This window comes from Escherichia sp. Lx600-2 (assembly GCF_036662595.1).
GTDB lineage: Bacteria > Pseudomonadota > Gammaproteobacteria > Enterobacterales > Enterobacteriaceae > Escherichia > Escherichia coli.
The window spans coordinates 33129-50448 of sequence record NZ_JAYQWM010000024.1 but is presented as its reverse complement, the minus strand read 5'-3'; the positions used below and the strand labels follow the sequence as shown (position 1 = coordinate 50448).

Sequence of the window (17320 nt, the reverse complement as noted above, 5' to 3'; positions counted from 1 at the left end):
TACAGGCCTGAACCGCAGGTCGGATAAGGCGTTCGCGCCGCATCCGACACCATGCGCAGATGCCTGATGCGACGCAGGCGCGTCTTATCATGCCTACAGGCCTGAACCGCAGGTCGGATAAGGCGCTCGCGCCGCATCCGACACCATGCGCCGATGCCTGATGCGACGCTTACCGCGTCTTATTATGCCTACCCACTGTTTTTACACCGATAATTTTTCCCCCACCTTTTTGCACTCATTCATATAAAAAATATATTTCCCCACGAAAACGATTGCTTTTTATCTTCAGATGAATAGAATGCGGCGGATTTTTTGGGTTTCAAACAGCAAAAAGGGGGAATTTCGTGTCGCAAGATAACAACTTTAGCCAGGGGCCAGTCCCGCAGTCGGCGCGGAAAGGGGTATTGGCATTGACGTTCGTCATGCTGGGATTAACCTTCTTTTCCGCCAGTATGTGGACCGGCGGCACTCTCGGAACCGGTCTTAGCTATCATGATTTCTTCCTCGCAGTTCTCATCGGTAATCTTCTCCTCGGTATTTACACTTCATTTCTCGGTTACATTGGCGCAAAAACCGGCCTGACCACCCATCTTCTTGCTCGCTTCTCGTTTGGTGTTAAAGGCTCATGGCTGCCTTCACTGCTGCTGGGCGGCACCCAGGTTGGCTGGTTTGGCGTCGGTGTGGCGATGTTTGCCATTCCGGTGGGCAAGGCAACCGGGCTGGATATTAATTTGCTGATTGCCGTTTCCGGTTTACTGATGACCGTCACCGTCTTCTTTGGCATTTCGGCGCTGACGGTTCTTTCGGTGATTGCGGTTCCGGCTATCGCCTGCCTTGGTGGTTATTCCGTGTGGCTGGCTGTTAACGGCATGGGCGGCCTGGACGCATTAAAAGCGGTCGTTCCCGCACAACCGTTAGATTTCAATGTCGCGCTGGCGCTGGTTGTGGGGTCATTTATCAGTGCGGGTACGCTCACCGCTGACTTTGTCCGGTTTGGTCGCAATGCCAAACTGGCGGTGCTGGTGGCGATGGTGGCCTTTTTCCTCGGCAACTCGTTGATGTTTATTTTCGGTGCAGCGGGCGCTGCGGCACTGGGGATGGCGGATATCTCTGATGTGATGATTGCTCAGGGCCTGCTGTTGCCTGCGATTGTGGTGCTGGGGCTAAATATCTGGACCACCAACGATAACGCGCTCTATGCGTCGGGTTTAGGTTTCGCCAACATTACCGGGATGTCGAGCAAAACCCTTTCGGCAATCAACGGTATTATCGGTACGGTCTGTGCATTATGGCTGTATAACAATTTTGTCGGCTGGTTGACCTTCCTTTCGGCAGCTATTCCTCCGGTGGGTGGCGTGATCATTGCCGACTATCTGATGAACCGTCGCCGCTATGAGCACTTTGCGACCACGCGTATGATGAGTGTCAATTGGGTGGCGATTCTGGCGGTCGCCTTGGGGATTGCTGCAGGCCACTGGTTACCGGGAATTGTTCCGGTCAACGCGGTATTAGGTGGCGCGCTGAGCTATCTGATCCTTAACCCGATTTTGAATCGTAAAACGACAGCAGCAATGACGCATGTGGAGGCTAACAGTGTCGAATAACGCTTTACAAACAATTATTAACGCCCGGTTACCAGGCGAAGAGGGGCTGTGGCAGATTCATCTGCAGGACGGAAAAATCAGCGCCATTGATGCGCAATCCGGCGTGATGCCCATAACTGAAAACAGCCTGGATGCCGAACAAGGTTTAGTTATACCGCCGTTTGTGGAGCCACATATTCACCTGGACACCACGCAAACCGCCGGACAACCGAACTGGAATCAGTCCGGCACGCTGTTTGAAGGCATTGAACGCTGGGCCGAGCGCAAAGCGTTATTAACCCATGACGATGTGAAACAACGCGCATGGCAAACGCTGAAATGGCAGATTGCCAACGGCATTCAGCATGTGCGTACCCATGTCGATGTTTCGGATGCAACGCTAACTGCGCTGAAAGCAATGCTGGAAGTGAAGCAGGAAGTCGCGCCGTGGATTGATCTGCAAATCGTCGCCTTCCCTCAGGAAGGGATTTTGTCGTATCCCGACGGTGAAGCGTTGCTGGAAGAGGCGTTACGCTTAGGGGCAGATGTAGTGGGGGCGATTCCGCATTTTGAATTTACCCGTGAATACGGCGTGGAGTCGCTGCATAAAACCTTCGCCCTGGCGCAAAAATACGACCGTCTCATCGACGTTCACTGTGATGAGATCGATGACGAGCAGTCGCGCTTTGTCGAAACCGTTGCTGCCCTGGCGCACCATGAAGGCATGGGCGCGCGAGTCACCGCCAGCCACACCACGGCAATGCACTCCTATAACGGGGCGTATACCTCACGCCTGTTCCGCTTGCTGAAAATGTCCGGTATTAACTTTGTCGCCAACCCGCTGGTCAATATTCATCTGCAAGGACGTTTCGATACGTATCCAAAACGTCGCGGCATCACGCGCGTTAAAGAGATGCTGGAGTCCGGCATTAACGTCTGCTTTGGTCACGATGATGTCTTCGATCCGTGGTATCCGCTGGGAACGGCGAATATGCTGCAAGTGCTGCATATGGGGCTGCATGTTTGTCAGTTGATGGGCTACGGGCAAATTAACGATGGCCTGAATTTAATCACCCACCACAGCGCCAGGACGTTGAATTTGCAGGATTACGGCATTGCCGCCGGAAACAGCGCCAACCTGATTATCCTGCCGGCTGAAAATGGATTTGATGCGCTGCGCCGTCAGGTTCCGGTACGTTATTCGGTACGTGGCGGCAAGGTGATTGCCAGCACACAACCGGCACAAACCACCGTATATCTGGAGCAGCCAGAAGCCATCGATTACAAACGGTGATCGGCTGGGCTGTGTGTTGACAAAGCGAGCGTAGTTTATGCCGGATGCGGCGTGAACGCCTTATCCGGCCTACGTAGAGCACTGAACTCGTAGGCCTGATAAGCGTAGCGCATCAGGCAATTGTGTCAGTGGCTACCGTGATTCATTCTCGCCAACATCCGCACATTCCTCCAACGCCATGTGCAAAAATGCCTTCGCGGCGGCTGTCTGCCAGCTATTTTTCCGCCGCAACAAAACCGCCGTTCTCTCCAGTAGTGGCGGGGCAAGAGAAATAGCTTTAAGCCCGTCATGTTGTGTGGCAATCGCTGCTGGTAACAATGTGGAAAGGGAAGTGCGGCGAATCAGCTCCAGAACCGCGCTAATTGAGTTCGCCTCAATGACCACCTGTGGATGCAGCCCCGCTTTCTCGCAGTAGTGGTCAATTTGCTCTCTGGTGGCAAATTCCGCGCTGAGCAGGACCAGTTTTTCATCATGCAAGCGACTCAACGCCACCTGTTCACAGGCAGCCAGCGGATGATGTTGCGCCACGACTAACGCTAAACTTTCTGTCAGTAAAGGAATTGCCTCCAGCTCCGGCGAATGCACAGCCGCGAAGGCAATCCCAACGTCCAACTCGTCGCGGCAAAGCATATCTTCGATTTTCTCCTGCGACATTTCCTGTAGCTGGAGCGTGATGCCGGGGTAGCGCGCATAGAAATCCGCCATTAAGGGGCCGATAAAGTAGCTCGTAAAGGTGGGGGTGACGGCGATACGCAGCGATCCTCGCGTCAGATCGGCAACATCATGAATCGCCCGTTTACCCGCCCCCAGTTCCTGTAACGCCCGGCTGGCGTACTGTCGCCAGACTTCTCCTGCATCAGTGAGACGAATCGTTCGCCCGCTACGGTCAAACAGCGGCACGCCTAAACTCTCCTCTAACTGGCGAATCTGCTGGGAAAGCGCAGGCTGAGAGACGTGCAACGCACTGGCGGCACGGGTGAAGCTGCCATGTTCAGCCACGGCAAGAAAATAATTGATATGTCGAGAGAGCATTCGCCAACCTATAAGTAAATCCAATAGAACTCATCATAAATGAGACTTTTACCTTATGACAATCGGCGAGTAGTCTGCCTCTCATTCCAGAGACAGACAGAGGTTAACGGTGAAAGAGATTATTGATGGATTCCTTAAATTCCAGCGCGAGGCATTTCCGAAGCGGGAAGCCTTATTTAAACAGTTGGCGACACAGCAAAGCCCGCGCACACTTTTTATCTCCTGCTCCGACAGCCGTCTGGTCCCTGAGCTGGTGACGCAACGTGAGCCTGGCGATCTGTTCGTTATTCGCAACGCGGGCAATATCGTCCCTTCCTACGGGCCGGAACCCGGTGGCGTTTCTGCTTCGGTGGAGTATGCCGTCGCTGCGCTTCGGGTATCTGACATTGTGATTTGCGGTCATTCCAACTGTGGCGCGATGACCGCCATTGCCAGCTGTCAGTGCATGGACCATATGCCTGCCGTCTCCCACTGGCTGCGTTATGCCGATTCAGCCCGCGTCGTTAATGAGGCGCGCCCGCATTCCGATTTACCGTCAAAAGCTGCGGCGATGGTACGTGAAAACGTCATTGCTCAGTTGGCTAATTTGCAAACTCATCCATCGGTGCGCCTGGCGCTCGAAGAGGGGCGGATCGCCCTGCACGGCTGGGTCTACGACATTGAAAGCGGCAGCATCGCAGCGTTTGACGGCGCAACCCGCCAGTTTGTGCCACTGGCCGCTAATCCTCGCGTTTGTGCCATACCGCTACGCCAACCGACCGCAGCGTAACCTTATTTTTAAACCATCAGGAGATGCACCATGATTCAGTCGCAAATTAATCGCAATATTCGTCTTGATCTTGCCGATGCCATTTTGCTCAGCAAAGCTAAAAAAGATCTCTCATTTGCCGAGATTGCCGACGGCACCGGGCTGGCAGAAGCCTTTGTGACCGCGGCTTTGCTGGGTCAGCAGGCGCTTCCTGCCGACGCCGCCCGCCAGGTCGGGGCGAAGCTGGATCTCGACGAAGACGCCATTCTACTGTTACAGATGATCCCACTGCGTGGCTGCATTGATGACCGTATTCCAACCGACCCAACGATGTATCGTTTCTATGAAATGTTGCAGGTGTACGGCACAACCCTGAAAGCGTTGGTTCATGAGAAGTTTGGCGATGGCATTATCAGCGCGATTAACTTCAAACTCGACGTTAAGAAAGTGGCGGATCCGGAAGGTGGCGAACGTGCGGTCATCACCTTAGATGGTAAATATCTGCCGACCAAACCGTTCTGACAGCCATGCGCAACCATCAAAAGACGTTCACGATGCTGCTGGTTCTGGTGCTGATTGGTCTTAATATGCGACCACTGCTCACCTCCGTCGGGCCACTGCTACCGCAATTGCGCCAGGCAAGCGGAATGAGCTTTAGCGTGGCTGCCCTGTTGACCGCTCTGCCGGTGGTCACCATGGGCGGGCTGGCGCTGGCCGGAAGCTGGCTTCATCAGCATGTCAGCGAACGTCGCAGCGTCGCCATCAGTTTGTTACTGATTGCCGTCGGTGCATTGATGCGTGAGCTTTACCCCCAAAGTGCGCTGCTGCTTAGCAGCGCACTGCTTGGTGGGGTGGGGATCGGCATCATTCAGGCGGTGATGCCTTCGGTGATTAAACGGCGGTTTCAGCAGCGCACGCCACTGGTGATGGGGCTGTGGTCCGCGGCTCTGATGGGCGGCGGTGGACTTGGTGCCGCCCTGACGCCCTGGTTAGTTCAACATAGCGAAACCTGGTATCAAACACTCGCCTGGTGGGCGCTGCCTGCCGTTGTTGCGCTCTTTGCCTGGTGGTGGCAAAGCACCCGCGAGGTCGCCACTTCCCACAAGACAACAACCACTCCGGTTCGCGTGGTTTTCACTCCTCGCGCGTGGACGCTGGGTGTTTACTTCGGTCTGATTAACGGTGGTTACGCTAGCCTGATTGCCTGGTTACCCGCTTTCTATATTGAGATTGGTGCCAGCGCGCAGTACAGCGGTTCCTTGCTGGCATTGATGACGCTTGGGCAAGCCGCAGGAGCTTTGCTGATGCCTGCTATGGCTCGCCATCAGGATCGGCGCAAACTGTTAATGCTGGCGCTGGTGTTACAACTGGTGGGGTTCTGCGGCTTTATCTGGTTGCCGCTGCAATTGCCGGTTTTCTGGGCAATGGTGTGTGGTTTAGGTCTGGGCGGCGCATTTCCGCTCTGTTTGCTGCTGGCTCTCGATCACTCTGTGCAACCGGCTATTGCTGGCAAGCTGGTGGCGTTTATGCAGGGGATCGGTTTTATCATCGCCGGGCTTGCCCCGTGGTTTTCTGGCGTGCTGCGTAGTATCAGCGGCAATTACCTGATGGACTGGACGTTTCATGCGCTGTGCGTCGTTGGGCTGATGATCATAACCCTGCGTTTTGCACCAGCACGTTTTCCGCAGCTGTGGGTCAAAGAGGCATGATGCGACGCTTGTTCCTGCGCTTTGTTCATGCCGGATGCGGCCTACGTAGATCACTGAATTTGTAGGCCTGATAAGCGAAGCGTATCAGGCAATTTTTATAATTTAAACTGACGATTCAACTTTGTAATCTCTGAAATAATATTGCTTATCCCGGTCGTTTATTTCGCGAATAACCCGGCAAGGAACGCCAGCAGCCACGACGTTTGGTGGAATGTCTTTTATGACGACACTACCCGCGCCAATAACAGAATTATCCCCGATGGTGACGCCTGGATTAATGACCACATGACTTCCGATCCAGACGTTATTGCCAATCGTTATCGGAAAAGAGTACATCTCACCGTTTTTTCTCAATTCATGGTGTACAGGGTGTCCCGTAACGGAAAGAGTAACATTGGGTGCAATCAATACGTTATCACCGATCGTTACCGTGTAGTCGTCTACAATGGTTAAATTGAAATTTGCATAAAAATTGCGGCCTATATGGATGTTGGAACCGTAAGAGAAATAGATGGGTGGTTCTACCCAGGCGTTTTCCCCTACCGTGGCAAACATTTCTTTAATCAGGCTTTCTCTTTTTTCAACTTCTGATGGATGCGAGTGATTAAACTCATACATTAACGTTTTCCCACGAAGTCTTTTTTCCGGTAAGCCTTCGCACATATCGGTAAATAGCTTGCCTGCTTTTATTCTTTCGGTCATTGGCATGTTCATTGCGATCATTCCGTTATGATATGTTGGTCGGATAAGGCGCTCGCGCCGCATCCGACATTAATTGCTTAAGCGACTTCATTCACCTGACGACGCAGCAGGGAAAGCGGGCCGGGGCCGCTAAGCGTGAACACGGAAATTAAGGTGAAGCCCAGCGCCACCAGACCCAGCACCAGATAAGCGCCCTGGAAACCGATGCTTTCATACATATTGCCCGCCAGTACAGACATAAAAATCATCGCCAGTTGCTTAAAGAAGCAGAAACAGACCAGATAAATCGTCGCTGAAAAACGCACTTCAAACTGGCTGGTAATATATTTAAAGCAGCCCACCAGCAGGAACGGTACTTCAAACATATGCAGCGTTTTCAGAATAACCACTTCCAGCGCTGAGGTGGCGAACGATGAGCCAATAATACGTACAGACATAATAGTGCCAGCCAGCAGCAGGGCGTTTTTCCCACCGATGCGATTAATGATCAGTGGCGCAAAGAACATAATTGAGGCGTTAAGTAATTCGCCCATTGTCGTTACGTAGCCAAATACCCGCGTCCCCTGTTCACCGGTGGCAAAGAAAGAAGTAAAGAAATTAGCAAACTGTTGGTCAAAAACATCGTAGGTGCAGGAAACGCCAATAACATACAGTGACAAAAACCACAGTTTTGGCTGTCTGAACAGTTCCAGCGCCAGTTTAAGGCTAAATGCCGAATGGTTGGCACCTACCGCATTGGCAACCGTGGCGGAAGAGGGCGCATCCGTTTTGGCGAAAAAGAGTAAAATGGCGAGGATGAGTGCACAGCCAGAACCCAGCCAGAAAACGAACTGATTATTGATGGTGAACATGATGCCGACAATTGAGGCACACAGCGCCCAGCCAACACAGCCAAACATCCGCGCGCGACCAAATTCGAAATTACTGCGACGGCTGACTTTCTCGATAAATGCCTCTACTGCGGGCGCACCGGCGTTAAAACAAAAGCCAAGATAAATACCACCAACAATCGATCCTACTAAAATGTTGTATTGTAACAGTGGCCCGAAGATAAAAATAAAGAACGGCGCAAACATCACTAACATGCCGGTAATAATCCACAGCAGGTATTTGCGCAGCCCGAGTTTGTCAGAAAGCAGACCAAACAGCGGTTGGAATAATAGCGAGAACAGAGAAATAGCGGCAAAAATAATACCCGTATCACTTTTGCTGATATGGTTGATGTCATGTAGCCAAATCGGGAAAAACGGGAAGTAGGCTCCCATGATAAAAAAGTAAAAGAAAAAGAATAAACCGAACATCCAAAAGTTTGTGTTTTTTAAATAGTACATAATGGATTTCCTTACGCGAAATACGGGCAGACATGGCCTGCCCGGTTATTATTATTTTTGACACCAGACCAACTGGTAATGGTAGCGACCGGCGCTCAGCTGGAATTCCGCCGACACTGACGGGCTCCAGGAGTCGTCGCCACCAATCCCCATATGGAAACCGTCGATATTCAGCCATGTGCCTTCTTCCGCGTGCAGCAGATGGCGATGGCTGGTTTCCATCAGTTGTTGTTGGCTGTAGCGGCTGATGTTGAACTGGAAGTCGCCGCGCCACTGGTGTGGGCCATAATTCAATTCGCGCGTCCCGCAGCGCAGACCGTTTTCGCTCGGGAAGACGTACGGGGTATACATGTCTGACAATGGCAGATCCCAGCGGTCAAAACAGGCGGCAGTAAGGCGGTCGGGATAGTTTTCTTGCGGCCCTAATCCGAGCCAGTTTACCCGCTCTGCTACCTGCGCCAGCTGGCAGGTCAGGCCAATCCGTGCCGGATGCGGTGTATCGCTCGCTACTTCAACATCAACGGTAATCGCCATTTGACCACTACCATCAATCCGGTAGGTTTTCCGGCTAATAAATAAGGTTTTTCCCTGATGCTGCCATGCGTGGACAGTGGTAATCAGCACCGCGTCGGCAAGTGTATCTGCCGTGCACTGCAACAACGCCGCTTCGGCCTGGTAATGGCCCGCCGCCTTCCAGCGTTCGACCCAGGCGTTAGGGTCAATGCGGGTCGCTTCACTTACGCCAATGTCGTTATCCAGCGGTGCGCGGGTGAACTGATCGCGCAGCGGCGTCAGCAGTTGTTTTTTATCGCCAATCCACATCTGTGAAAGAAAGCCTGACTGGCGGTTAAATTGCCAACGCTTATTATCCAGCTCGATGCAAAAATCCGTTTCGCTGGTGGTCAGTTGCGGGATGGCGTGGGGCGCGGAGGGGAGTGTCACGCTGAGGTTTTCCGCCAGACGCCACTGCTGCCAGGCGCTGATGTGTCCGGCTTCTGACCATGCGGTCGCGTTCGGTTGCACTACGTGTACCGTTAGCCAGAGTTGCCCGGTGCTCTCCAGTCGCGGTAGTTCAGGCAATTCAATTACCTGTTTACCTTGTGGAGCGACATTCATAGGTACTTCACCGCTTGCCAGCGGCTTGCCATCTAGTGCCACCGTCCAGTGCAGGAGCTCGTTATCGCTATGACGGAACAGGTATTCGCTGGTCACTTCGATGGTTCGCCCGGATAAACAGAACTGGAAAAACTGCTGCTGGTGTTTTGCTTCCGTCAGCGCCGGATGCGGCGTGCGGTCGGCAAAGACCAGACCGTTCATACAGAACTGGCGATCGTTCGGCGTATCGCCAAAATCACCGCCGTAAGCCGACCACGGATTGCCATTTTCATCATATTTAATCAGCGACTGATCCACCCAGTCCCAGACGAAGCCGCCCTGTAAACGGGGGTACTGACGAAACGCCTGCCAGTATTTAGCGAAGCCGCCAAGACTGTTACTCATCGCGTGGGCGTATTCGCAAAGGATCAGCGGGCGCGTCTCTCCAGGCAACGAAAGCCATTTTTTGATGGACCATTTCGGCACAGCCGGGAAGAGCTGGTCTTCATCCACGCGCGCGTACATCGGGCAAATAATATCGGTTGCGGAGGTGTCGGCTCCGCCGCCTTCATACTGCACCGGGCGGGAAGGATCGACAGATTTAATCCAGCGATAGAGTGCGTCGTGATTAGCGCCGTGGCCTGACTCATTTCCCAGCGACCAGATGATCACACTCGGGTGATTACGATCGCGCTGCACCATTCGCGTTACGCGTTCGCTCATCGCGGGTAGCCAGCGCGGATCATCGGTCAGACGATTCATTGGCACCATGCCGTGGGTTTCAATGTTGGCTTCATCCACCACATACAGGCCGTAGCGGTCGCACAGGGTGTACCACAGCGGATGGTTCGGATAATGCGAACAGCGCACGGCGTTAAAGTTGTTCTGCTTCATCAGCAGGATATCCTGCACCATCGTCTGCTCATCCATGACCTGACCATGCAGAGGATGATGCTCGTGACGGTTAACGCCGCGAATCAGCAACGGCTTGCCGTTCAGCAGCAGCAGGCCATTTTCAATCCGTACCTCGCGGAAACCGACATCGCAGGCTTCTGCTTCAATCAGCGTGCCGTCGGCGGTGTGCAGTTCAACCACCGCACGATAGATATTCGGGATTTCGGCGCTCCACAGTTTCGGGTTTTCGACGTTCAGACCTAGTGTGACGCGATCGGCATAACCGCCACGCTCATCGATAATTTCACCGCCGAAGGGCGCGGTGCCGCTGGCGACCTGCGTTTCACCCTGCCACAAAGAAACCGTCACCCGCAGCTCATCGCGCAGCTCGCCGTACATCTGAACTTCTGCCTCCAGTACCGCGCGGCTAAAATCATCATTAAAGCGAGTGGCAACATGGAAATCGCTGATTTGTGTGGTCGGTTTGTGCAGCAACGAGACGTCACGGAAAATGCCGCTCATCCGCCACATATCCTGATCTTCCAGATAACTGCCGTCACTCCAGCGCAGCACCATCACCGCGAGGCGGTTTTCTCCGGCGCGTAAAAATGCGCTCAGGTCAAATTCAGACGGCAAACGACTGTCCTGGCCGTAACCGACCCAGCGCCCGTTGCACCACAGATGAAACGCCGAGTTAACGCCATCAAAAATAATTCGCGTCTGGCCTTCCTGTAGCCAGCTTTCATCAACATTAAATGTGAGCGAGTAACAACCCGTCGGATTCTCCGTGGGAACAAATGGCGGATTGACCGTAATGGGATAGGTCACGTTGGTGTAGATGGGCGCGTCGTAACCGTGCATCTGCCAGTTTGAGGGGACAACGACAGTATCGGCGACAGGAAGATCGCACTCCAGCCAGCTTTCCGGAACCGCTTCTGGTGCCGGAAACCAGACAAATTGCCACTCACCATTCAGGCTGCGCAACTGTTGGGAAGGGCGATTGGTGCGGGCCTCTTCGCTATTACGCCAGCTGGCGAAAGGGGGATGTGCTGCAAGGCGATTAAGTTGGGTAACGCCAGGGTTTTCCCAGTCACGACGTTGTAATACGACGGCCAGTGAATCCGTAATCATGGTCATAGCTGTATCCTGTGTGAAATTGTTATCCGCTCACAATTTCACACAACATACGAGCCGGACGCATAAAGTGTAAAGCCTGGCTTGCCTAATGAGTGAGCTGACTCACATTAATTGTGTTGCGCTCACTGCCCGCTTTCGAGTCGGGAAATTTGTCGCGCCAGCTGCATTAAAGAATCTGCCAACGCGCGGGGAGAAGCGGTTTGCGTATTGGGCGGAAGGGTGGTTTTTCTTTTCACCAGTGAGACGGGCAAAAGCTGATTGCCCTTCACCGCCTGGCCCTGAGAGAGTTGCAGCAAGCGGTCCACGCTGGTTTGCCCCAGCAGGCGAAAATCCTGTTTGATGGTGGTTAACGGCGGGATATAACACGAGCTGTCTTCGGTATCGTCGTATCCCACTACCGAGATATCCGCACCAACGCGCAGCCCGGACTCGGTAATGGCGCGCATTGCGCCCAGCGCCATCTGATCGTTGGCAACCAGCATCGCAGTGGGAACGATGCCCTCATTTAGCATTTGCATGGTTTGTTGAAAACCGGACATGGCACTCCAGTCGCCCTCCCGTTCCGCTATCGGCTGAATTTGATTGCGAGTGAGATATTTATGCCAGCCCGCCAGACGCAGACGCGCCGAGACAGAACTTAATGGGCCCGCTAACAGCGCGATTTGCTGGTGACCCAATGCGACCAGATGCTCCACGCCAAGTCGCGTACCGTCTTCATGGGAGAAAATAATACTGTTGACGGGAGTCTGGTCAGAGACATCAAGAAATAACGCCGGAACATTAGCGCAGGCAGCTTCCACAGCAATGGCATCCTGGTCATCCAGCGGATAGTTAATGATCAGCCCACTGACGCGTTGCGCGAGAAGATTGTGCACCGCCGCTTTACAGGCTTCGACGCCGCTTCGTTCTACCATCGACACCACCACGCTGGCACCCAGTTGATCGGCGCGAGATTTAATCGCCGCGACAATTTGCGACGGCGCGTGCAGGGCCAGACTGGAGGTGGCAACGCCAATCAGCAACGACTGTTTCCCCGCCAGTTGTTGTGCCACGCGGTTGGGAATGTAATTCAGCTCCGCCATCGCCGCTTCCACTTTTTCCCGCGTTTTCGCAGAAACGTGGCTGGCCTGATTCACCACGCGGGAAACGGTCTGATAAGAGACACCGGCATACTCTGCGACATCGTATAGCGTTACTGGTTTCACATTCACCACCCTGAATTGACTCTCTTCCGGGCGCTATCATGCCATACCGCGAAAGGTTTTGCGCCATTCGGCGGGGCTGACGCCGAAGTGAGATTTAAAATGCTGACGCCAGGTCACAGGTGAGAGAAAACCCACCTCAGCTGCTATCCGCTCAACGGGCAATTGACTGGATCCCAACAGTTCCTGGCTACGGCGTAAGCGTTCAGTAATAAGCCATTCGGCGATACTCGAACCGGTCGCTTTCATAAAATGGCGAGTTAATGTGCGGCGACTCATCATTACTCGCTGCGCCAGCGAGTCGAGATCATGCTGTTGCGCAATGTTTTGCCGCAGGTAATCCAGCAGGAGATTAATGCGTTCATCATGGGTATTTTTCGGCACTGGTTGCTCAATAAACTGCGCCTGACCGCCGGTGCGATATGGCGGTACGACCATCCGTCGGGCAATATGGTTAGCATAGTCGCTGCCAAAATGTTGCCGAACAATATACAAACATCAATCCAGCGCCGCGGCAGTACCGGCAGAGGTAATAATGCCGTCATCGTCTACGTACAACGCGTTAATATCCAGATGTGTTTGTGGAAAACGTGCCTGAAATTCACGCTCGAACTCCCAGTGTGTGGCGGCACGCTTATTTTTCAGTAAACCTGCATAGCCGAGCACAAACGTGCCCAGGCAAAGCCCGACAATCTGTGCGCCGTTATCCCGTGCGGTCGTTAAGGCTTCCAGCAGTTTTTGTGGCGGTTTTTGTGTAATTGTTCCCCAGTAAGGAATTATCACAATATCCGCCTGGATGACTGCGGTATAGTCATGGGTGGCGGTTACGGAAAACCCATCGGCAGAGTCCACGTTTCCCGGCTTTTCAGCGCAGATAATTACGTGAAAGTGTTTTTTCTCCGCCATTTTTTCGCTAAATACGATAAACGGTACGGAAAGGTGAAAAGGACTAAAACCGGCAACGGCGATAATGGCAACAGTTAGCGGGCGCATAACACTCTTTTTCTCCGAATTAGAATGTCAACGTTTCACCATCTTCTGGTACGTTCACAAATTCGATAATTTGATTATCTCTGGCGTATTCCTTGAGCGCATCACGCGTCAGCAAACAGTGGTTTACGGCCTCCATATGTGTCGCGACAATTTGCGCTTCTGGCAGGGTAAAATGTGTTTTGAGAATATCTTCTGCTCCCATAATTATCGCGCCATGCCCCAGAACATGCGCAAATCCGGCATTCAACACAACCACTTCTGGTTGGAAAGTTAGCATTGTAACCTCGACGTCGTCACGCCAGAGGGTATCGCCAGCCAGATAGAGCGTTTTCTCTGTCGGGTGCTGGAAAACAACGCCGCAGGCTGCGCCTAAACGCTTCGCCATCGCCGGGTCGGCATAGGTGCGATCGGAGCCGTGCTGCCCTGTCGTTTTATGCAGAGTAATATCGCCAAATTTAGTCTCATCGGTAAGTACGGTAAGATGTGTAAATCCTTGTTTATGCAGTGATTCAGCATCTTGCTCATTTTGCACATAAATCAGTTTATCTTTAGGGACGACGCGGGAGGCTGTTTCGTCCCAGTGATCTTCATGTAAATGAGTCACGATTAGGGCGTCAACGTTGAGTAACGTTGTTAAATCGCACGGTAATTCTACCGTTGGATTGCGGATTTCTGCGCGTGCCGTTCCGGCAAAACCCGGATAACTTCCTTTAGGCGCGAGTAACGGGTCGATAAGAAATGTTTTGCCAGCGTATTGGATAATTTGGGTGGCATTACGAATTTGCGTAATTTTCATGATTTGCTCCACATCACAGTATTGATGTCATTAGCGTAGCGTGCAGCCCGTACTGTGCATGTGGGCAAATGGGCGAATAACGATGAGAATGGGCCAAATTACACATTGGCGTAACTAGCGTAAATGCACGCCGCTTCGCCGTCCGGCCACCAGAATAGCCTGCGATTCAACCCCTTCTTCGATCTGTTTTGCTACCCGTTGTAGTGCCGGAAGATGCTTTTCCGCTGCCTGTTCGATGGTCATTGCGCTCGCCATATACACCAGATTCAAACAGCCAATCACCCGTTGTTCACTGCGCAGCGGTACGGCGATAGAGGCGATCTTCTCCTCCTGATCCCAGCCGCGGTAGTTCTGTCCGTAACCCTCTTTGCGCGCGCGCGCCAGAATGGCTTGCAGCTTTAACGGTTCTCGTGCCAGTTGATAGTCATCACCGGGGCGGGAGGCTAACATTTCGATTAATTCCTTGCGTTCTTGTTCCGGGCAAAAGGCCAGCCAGGTCAGGCCCGAGGCGGTTTTCAGAAGCGGCAAACGTCGCCCGACCATTGCCCGGTGAAAGGATAAGCGGCTGAAACGGTGGGTGGTTTCGCGTACCACCATTGCATCAACATCCAGCGTGGACACATCTGTCGGCCATACCACTTCGCGCAACAGATCGCCCAGCAGTGGGGCCGCCAGTGCAGAAATCCACTGTTCGTCACGAAATCCTTCGCTTAATTGCCGCACTTTGATGGTCAGACGAAAACTATCATCGGAGGGACTACGCCGGACATATCCCTCTTCCTGCAGCGTCTCCAGCAGTCGCCGCACAGTGGTGCGATGCAGGCCGCTGAGTTCCGCCAGCAGCCCGACGCTGGCACCGCCGTCAAGTTTATTTAACATATTTAATAACATTAGACCGCGGGTTAAGCCGCGCACGGTTTTGTATTCCGTCTGCTCATTGTTCTGCATATTAATTGACATTTCTATAGTTAAAACAACGTTGTGCACCTGGTGCACATTCGGGCATGTTTTGATTGTAGCCGAAAACACCCTTCCTATACTGAGCGCACAATAAAAAATCATTTACATGTTTTTAACAAAATAAGTTGCGCCGTACTGTGCGCGCAACGGCATTTTGTCCGAGTCGTGAGGTACTGAAATGGCAATACAACACCCTGACATCCAGCCTGCTGTTAACCATAGCGTTCAGGTGGCGATCGCTGGTGCCGGTCCGGTCGGGCTGATGATGGCGAACTATCTCGGCCAGATGGGCATTGACGTGCTGGTGGTGGAGAAACTCGATAAGTTGATCGACTACCCGCGTGCGATTGGTATTGATGACGAGGCGCTGCGCACCATGCAGTCGGTTGGCCTGGTCGATAATGTTCTGCCGCACACTACACCGTGGCACGCGATGCGTTTTCTCACCCCGAAGGGCCGCTGTTTTGCTGATATTCAGCCAATGACCGATGAATTTGGCTGGCCGCGCCGTAACGCCTTTATTCAGCCGCAGGTCGATGCGGTGATGCTGGAAGGGGTGTCGCGTTTTCCGAATGTGCGCTGCTTGTTTTCCCGCGAGCTGGAGGCCTTCAGTCAGCAAGATGACGAAGTGACCTTGCACCTGAAAACGGCAGAAGGGCAGCGGGAAATAGTCAAAGCCCAGTGGCTGGTGGCCTGTGATGGTGGGGCAAGTTTTGTCCGTCGCACCCTGAATGTGCCGTTTGAAGGTAAAACTGCACCAAATCAGTGGATTGTGGTAGATATCGCCAACGATCCGTTAAGTACGCCGCATATCTATTTGTGTTGCGATCCGGTGCGCCCGTATGTTTCTGCCGCGCTGCCTCATGCGGTACGTCGCTTTGAATTTATGGTGATGCCGGGAGAAACCGAAGAACAGCTGCGTGAGCCGCAAAATATGCGCAAGCTGTTAAGCAAAGTGCTGCCTAATCCGGACAATGTTGAATTGATTCGCCAGCGTGTCTACACCCACAACGCGCGACTGGCGCAACGTTTCCGTATTGATCGCGTACTGCTGGCGGGCGATGCCGCGCACATCATGCCGGTATGGCAGGGGCAGGGCTATAACAGTGGCATGCGCGACGCCTTTAACCTCGCATGGAAACTGGCGTTGGTTATCCAGGGGAAAGCCCGCGATGCGCTGCTCGATACCTATCAACAAGAACGTCGCGATCACGCCAAAGCGATGATTGACCTGTCCGTGACGGCGGGCAACGTGCTGGCTCCGCCGAAACGCTGGCAGGGTACGTTACGTGACGGCGTTTCCTGGCTGCTGAATTATCTGCCGCCAGTAAAACGCTACTTCCTCGAAATGCGCTTCAAGCCGATGCCGCAATATTACGGCGGTGCGCTGGTGCGTGAGGGCGAAGCGAAGCACTCTCCGGTCGGCAAGATGTTTATTCAGCCGAAAGTCACGCTGGAAAACGGCGACGTGACGCTGCTCGATAACGCGATCGGCGCGAACTTCGCGGTAATTGGCTGGGGATGCAATCCACTGTGGGGGATGAGCGACGAGCAAATCCAGCAGTGGCGCGCGTTGGGCACACGCTTCATTCAGGTGGTGCCGGAAGTGCAAATTCATACCGCACAGGATAACCACGACGGCGTACTACGCGTGGGGGATACGCAAGGTCGCCTGCGTAGCTGGTTCGCGCAACACAATGCTTCGCTGGTGGTGATGCGCCCGGATCGCTTTGTTGCCGCCACCGCCATTCCGCAAACCCTGGGCAAGACCCTGAATAAACTGGCGTCGGTGATGACGCTGACCCGCCCTGATGCCGACGTTTCTGTCGAAAAGGTAGCCTGAT

General features: G+C 53.3%; 13 protein-coding genes and 1 pseudogene. 6 read left to right on the top strand and 8 right to left on the bottom strand.

Annotated elements, in window-relative coordinates:
• Window positions 1-344: 344 nt before the first annotated feature.
• Window positions 345-1604: a cytosine permease gene (gene codB, locus OQV04_RS11285; protein WP_032280354.1), complete on the top strand. Its 1260-nt coding sequence runs from the start codon at window positions 345-347 to the stop codon at window positions 1602-1604.
• Window positions 1594-2877, top strand: a complete 1284-nt coding sequence (codA, locus tag OQV04_RS11280) for a cytosine/isoguanine deaminase (RefSeq protein ID WP_032280355.1) — start codon at window positions 1594-1596, stop codon at window positions 2875-2877. The genes codB and codA overlap by 11 nt, the downstream gene beginning before the upstream one ends.
• 132 nt (window positions 2878-3009) lie before the next feature.
• Here the strand turns inward: codA and cynR are convergent, their stop codons facing one another.
• Window positions 3010-3909, bottom strand: coding sequence for a transcriptional regulator CynR (gene cynR / locus OQV04_RS11270; RefSeq protein ID WP_032280356.1), 900 nt, complete (start codon window positions 3907-3909; stop codon window positions 3010-3012).
• Between the two features lie 109 nt (window positions 3910-4018).
• Between cynR and cynT the strand changes: the two genes are divergently transcribed.
• Genes cynT through cynX form a run of 3 tightly spaced genes read left to right on the top strand, consistent with a single transcriptional unit; the run spans window position 4019 to window position 6366 of the window.
• On the top strand, window positions 4019-4678 hold the full coding sequence (gene cynT / locus OQV04_RS11265) for a carbonic anhydrase CynT (RefSeq protein ID WP_000658652.1): 660 nt from the start codon (window positions 4019-4021) through the stop codon (window positions 4676-4678).
• A gap of 30 nt (window positions 4679-4708) precedes the next feature.
• A complete protein-coding gene (cynS, locus tag OQV04_RS11260; RefSeq protein WP_000616247.1) occupies window positions 4709-5179 on the top strand; it encodes a cyanase in 471 nt (156 codons plus the stop codon).
• 5 nt (window positions 5180-5184) lie between these two features.
• Window positions 5185-6366 carry a cyanate transporter CynX gene (cynX, locus tag OQV04_RS11255; RefSeq protein WP_032280357.1) on the top strand — a complete coding sequence of 394 codons (1182 nt, stop codon included), beginning with the start codon at window positions 5185-5187 and terminating at the stop codon, window positions 6364-6366.
• Between the two features lie 102 nt (window positions 6367-6468).
• Here cynX and lacA read toward each other — a convergent pair whose 3' ends face one another.
• The 7 genes and pseudogenes from lacA to OQV04_RS11220 form a co-directional block, all read right to left on the bottom strand.
• Window positions 6469-7080, bottom strand: coding sequence for a galactoside O-acetyltransferase (lacA, locus tag OQV04_RS11250; protein WP_032280359.1), 612 nt, complete (start codon window positions 7078-7080; stop codon window positions 6469-6471).
• 65 nt (window positions 7081-7145) lie between these two features.
• Entirely contained in the window at window positions 7146-8399 is a 1254-nt protein-coding gene (gene lacY, locus OQV04_RS11245; RefSeq protein ID WP_000291541.1) for a lactose permease, read from the bottom strand.
• A 51-nt stretch (window positions 8400-8450) separates the two neighbouring features.
• On the bottom strand, window positions 8451-11525 hold the full coding sequence (lacZ, locus tag OQV04_RS11240; protein ID WP_096959819.1) for a beta-galactosidase: 3075 nt from the start codon (window positions 11523-11525) through the stop codon (window positions 8451-8453).
• Window positions 11526-11647: 122 nt separating this feature from the next.
• Window positions 11648-12730 (bottom strand): DNA-binding transcriptional repressor LacI, encoded by a 1083-nt coding sequence (lacI, locus tag OQV04_RS11235; protein WP_247806662.1) that lies wholly within the window; start codon window positions 12728-12730, stop codon window positions 11648-11650.
• Between the two features lie 36 nt (window positions 12731-12766).
• Window positions 12767-13720 (bottom strand): annotated as a pseudogene (locus tag OQV04_RS11230) (GlxA family transcriptional regulator).
• 19 nt (window positions 13721-13739) lie between these two features.
• The gene (locus OQV04_RS11225; RefSeq protein ID WP_032280361.1) at window positions 13740-14516 is read right to left on the bottom strand and encodes an MBL fold metallo-hydrolase; all 777 of its coding nucleotides are present in this window, start codon (window positions 14514-14516) and stop codon (window positions 13740-13742) included.
• A 114-nt stretch (window positions 14517-14630) separates the two neighbouring features.
• The gene (locus OQV04_RS11220) at window positions 14631-15464 is read right to left on the bottom strand and encodes a DNA-binding transcriptional regulator (RefSeq protein ID WP_001180626.1); all 834 of its coding nucleotides are present in this window, start codon (window positions 15462-15464) and stop codon (window positions 14631-14633) included.
• A 190-nt stretch (window positions 15465-15654) separates the two neighbouring features.
• On the opposite strand from OQV04_RS11220, the gene OQV04_RS11215 reads away from it, so the two are divergent.
• Window positions 15655-17319 (top strand): bifunctional 3-(3-hydroxy-phenyl)propionate/3-hydroxycinnamic acid hydroxylase, encoded by a 1665-nt coding sequence (locus tag OQV04_RS11215; protein ID WP_001007431.1) that lies wholly within the window; start codon window positions 15655-15657, stop codon window positions 17317-17319.
• The last annotated feature ends 1 nt before the right edge of the window (window position 17320 follow it).

What these genes read in the sequence shown, in the direction of transcription:
- OQV04_RS11225 (WP_032280361.1), bottom strand. Translation starts at nt 14,516, where the DNA reads ATGAAAATTACGCAAATTCGTAATGCCACCCAAATTATCCAATACGCT.
- lacY (WP_000291541.1), bottom strand. Translation starts at nt 8,399, where the DNA reads ATGTACTATTTAAAAAACACAAACTTTTGGATGTTCGGTTTATTCTTT.
- lacA (WP_032280359.1), bottom strand. Translation starts at nt 7,080, where the DNA reads ATGAACATGCCAATGACCGAAAGAATAAAAGCAGGCAAGCTATTTACC.
- OQV04_RS11220 (WP_001180626.1), bottom strand. Translation starts at nt 15,464, where the DNA reads ATGCAGAACAATGAGCAGACGGAATACAAAACCGTGCGCGGCTTAACC.
- lacZ (WP_096959819.1), bottom strand. Translation starts at nt 11,525, where the DNA reads ATGACCATGATTACGGATTCACTGGCCGTCGTATTACAACGTCGTGAC.
- cynX (WP_032280357.1), top strand. Translation starts at nt 5,185, where the DNA reads ATGCGCAACCATCAAAAGACGTTCACGATGCTGCTGGTTCTGGTGCTG.
- cynR (WP_032280356.1), bottom strand. Translation starts at nt 3,909, where the DNA reads ATGCTCTCTCGACATATCAATTATTTTCTTGCCGTGGCTGAACATGGC.
- OQV04_RS11215 (WP_001007431.1), top strand. Translation starts at nt 15,655, where the DNA reads ATGGCAATACAACACCCTGACATCCAGCCTGCTGTTAACCATAGCGTT.
- cynS (WP_000616247.1), top strand. Translation starts at nt 4,709, where the DNA reads ATGATTCAGTCGCAAATTAATCGCAATATTCGTCTTGATCTTGCCGAT.